Origin of the sequence: Eudoraea sp., assembly GCF_049669105.1 — a bacterium.
In the GTDB taxonomy this organism is placed as follows: domain Bacteria; phylum Bacteroidota; class Bacteroidia; order Flavobacteriales; family Flavobacteriaceae; genus Eudoraea.
Genome location: NZ_JBATKE010000168.1, coordinates 1 through 3,242 on the forward strand (window position 1 = coordinate 1; position 3,242 = coordinate 3,242).

The following is a 3,242-nucleotide window of genomic DNA, read 5'->3' on the forward strand; positions in this document are numbered from 1 at the left end:
TCGATTGATTTGCAATTCTACAAGATGAGAGGGTACCAGTACCTATTTGTCGACTGGCAGAAGTATGATCTAGGAAGTGCTTTTTCGTCAGTGAATTTCTATCTGTATGTCTCAGGTCGACTGGACGAATGGGTTGTGCCTTGTGTAGCGTTTCATAGCTGTTGATGTAGGCGTGCATGTGCAGGTTTGCGTAAAGAAAGGAACAACGATGATGCAATATGTTATTCAAGCATGCTGTGTAGTCATGGCGGCAATGACTGGATGTCATGCGGCGGAAGTCGACTGTTGGCCATCGGTGCTGGACTCATTCGATTCATTCACCCGGGAGTTCAATAGATACGATTGGGTGGCGATCGACTGGAGTGACTCTAAAGTTGAGGCTGCGCGATCAAAGTTGCGATCCAGCGCTTACGAGTGTCTAGACGAGAAGAGATTTCGTATTTCTCAGCCGGAGATTCCTGGAGAGGCAATTTATGCGATCACGTTGCTTGATGTCGCGATCGTCAGCAATGATTCAAGATTGACCGGTTCGATGATGGCAAGGTTCGAAGACGAGTTGTCGCAAGGGAATGATGTGGTCGGACTGGCTAGCCTGGGATCTTCGCTGCATCTTGCAGCAAGTTTTGAGTCTGATGAGGCGGCCCATACGCTACTTCAACTCGGAGTAGATCCGAATGCCCAAGACGATTATGGTTTCATGCCTTTGCACGCGGCTAGCGGACGAGGGCAATCAGGGCTACGATTGATAACGGCCCTAGTACGGTCTGGGGCTGACGTAAATGAGCTGGGTCCCGGTGTGACACCCATCGAGCTGGCTAGAAGAACTGGAGACTTGAATAGGGCGCAATGCCTGTTCTTGCTGGGCGCAACCATACCGGAAATGTCGCCTCCCCCACGATATCCTGCTCCTTTCCGAGAGGACCAAGGAGAGCTCATCATCCAAGTCGACGCGTTTTTGTCAGCAGAAGTGAAAGAAATTCCTGAATCCACTTCTGGTATTTGTAGCTTGCCTTAATGCCCTTAACTAGCGTAAGTGAGGGATCAGGCAACCTGCGAGCACTCACTCCTGCATCGTTGGCGTGTTCCGGGTGCCTCTCTCATCTTCGGCTTGGTTAGAGTTCTTTGACCGTATCCCTGCATTCGAGCATTGCAGTATGTGGGATATCGAATAGCCGGGCCGGTGGCGAATTCTGATCCAGACCCGCCGAGGCCCAATTCACCAGCAAGTTCAGTATTTTTGCCTACAATAAGCGGCATTATCGCTAGTAATTGGCTGAGGAATGAGGCGCTGCCCCCAACAAAGTGTCAGACGTTAAGGTCAATGGGCGGGGCTGGCGCTAGCCTGCAAGGAGCTCATTGTTCGCCGGCCCAAAGTCTCGGTTCTAACTCCCACTTGAAATTCTCTGCACGCTCCAATAATGTTGGGCGTAGGAGTCGAATGCCCCAGGTGTGAGCGCCCGAAAAGACGACGCGATCCGACGCCATTCGCTACTGGTACATCTTTATTGAACCGTTGGCATGGTTGTAATGAACGCTCATAACAACCAACTGAAAGTCCAGCGATTTCGATGGAGATCGACCTATGCGTCGCGACATTCCCAAACTATGTGCAGATTCCCTGCGCGCATTCACCAAAGAGAAGTACGGCATCAAGCTTAAGGCTGCCCACGCTCACGAGATCGTGGCTGCCTACCTGGGCTATAGATCCAGGAATGCCCTCCTAGCAGACAACAAATACCCGATAGAAAACCTAGCTGAGGCCAAGGTGGTCGTCATGGTCCCTGATGAGGATATTGACCAGCGCCGACAGAAGCTCGAAGGGCTATCAGCCGAGCTGTCCGATAGCTACACGCTGGGAGAGGCGGTCTACGCGCCCCTATTCGCTGACGAGTGGTGGGGGAGTGACAATCCGCCGTTCCGAAGCTTTGACAAGCTGGCAAAGGTCCTGGTCGAGAACAACGACGCCTTTCAGGCCACATTCCTGTACCGAGACCAAATTCCAATGCATCACTTCGTGAGCGTCAAACAGGATGAAGACGTCGTTGTGCTAAATGTAATTCACTCATACGAGACGACTCCCGGCGAGATGTCTAGAGACGGCCAAACCACGATCACTCTGCCCCGAGTGGCAGGGCGCATCGGCTTTGGCAGTCCGAGGATGTCTGTCTGTCAATTTACTGCCGGCGCGCGGACAACGCTGAAGTCCCTGGGGGTGCAGTCATGAGCCAGGTGAACGTGAGTGACTTTGAACAAGAGATAGAGTGTGTGTACGACGGCGAAAGATTCTCGGTGCGGGACAACGGGGCCGTGCTGCGGCATGCGAGAGAAGGAATGCGACGACGTGCTTTGGATAGTCACTGGATGTTCGGGAATGAAAGCACATCCAATCCCTACCTGCATATTGCAGGAATCCGGATTCACAGAATTGTAGCGACTGCGTTTCACGGCGATCCACCAGACCCAAAGTATGTGGTTGACCATATCGACTCAAACTGCAAAAACAATCGTCCGGCGAATCTGCGATGGCTGACTCGCCTAGAGAATTCACTGAAGAACCCGACGACTCGTAAGAAGATCGAATATCTGTGTGGCAGCATTGAGGCATTTCTTGATAACCCCTCGATGCTCAATGAGATTCAGGGCGATCCAAATTTTGGTTGGATGAGAGCGGTGAGTCTGGAGGAAGCGAGAAATTGTTGGAATCGGATGGAAGTTTGGACAAACACTGAATCGAAGCCGAAGGGGGCGAGAAGGCCAGTCAAGCAGACCAGCTCGTTCGGTGACCGAGTGTACAAGCCTCTGCAGAAGTGGGAGATAGGTTTGGGCAGAGAGCCCGGCTTAGACATGGCGCAAACGCCATGGTGCGTACAGTACATGTGGAGCGCACCGATGTACTTTCCCTTGTGCCCGCAGGGGGAGCAACACAGTCGCCTTGATGTCTATTTTCGAAATATTCAACTCGGCAATGTCGTCGCTTACAGCGACTATGAGGATTTCTGCCCTCAACTCACTGCTGTTGGGGCTGCTCTCCTCAAAGACGGTTTCTCGATCCTGGTTATTGCAGAGAGTAAGAATGGCAAATGGGTGATCGTTGGAATCCAGCTCGACGAGAAAACACAACACTTTTTTCACTTTGTTGTTGGTTCTTACTCCGATATGCAAGAGGCAGAAGTGGCCTTCAACTCAAAAGAGTCGCAATGCGATTTCTGGGCCGAAGGATATGCGAACACAATGGGCTACGC

Annotated in this window: 3 protein-coding genes; all 3 read left to right on the plus strand. The window is 51.9% G+C overall.

Going from position 1 to position 3,242, the window contains the following annotated elements:
• Nucleotides 1-208: 208 nt before the first annotated feature.
• On the plus strand, nucleotides 209-1,015 hold the full coding sequence (locus WBM60_RS13500; protein WP_424276939.1) for an ankyrin repeat domain-containing protein: 807 nt from the start codon (nucleotides 209-211) through the stop codon (nucleotides 1,013-1,015).
• 567 nt (nucleotides 1,016-1,582) lie between these two features.
• Nucleotides 1,583-2,224, plus strand: a complete 642-nt coding sequence (locus WBM60_RS13505) for a hypothetical protein (protein WP_424276940.1) — start codon at nucleotides 1,583-1,585, stop codon at nucleotides 2,222-2,224.
• The coding region (locus tag WBM60_RS13510) for an HNH endonuclease signature motif containing protein (RefSeq protein ID WP_424283188.1) at nucleotides 2,221-3,242 on the plus strand (1,022 nt) is incomplete at its 3' end. The genes WBM60_RS13505 and WBM60_RS13510, both read left to right, overlap by 4 nt.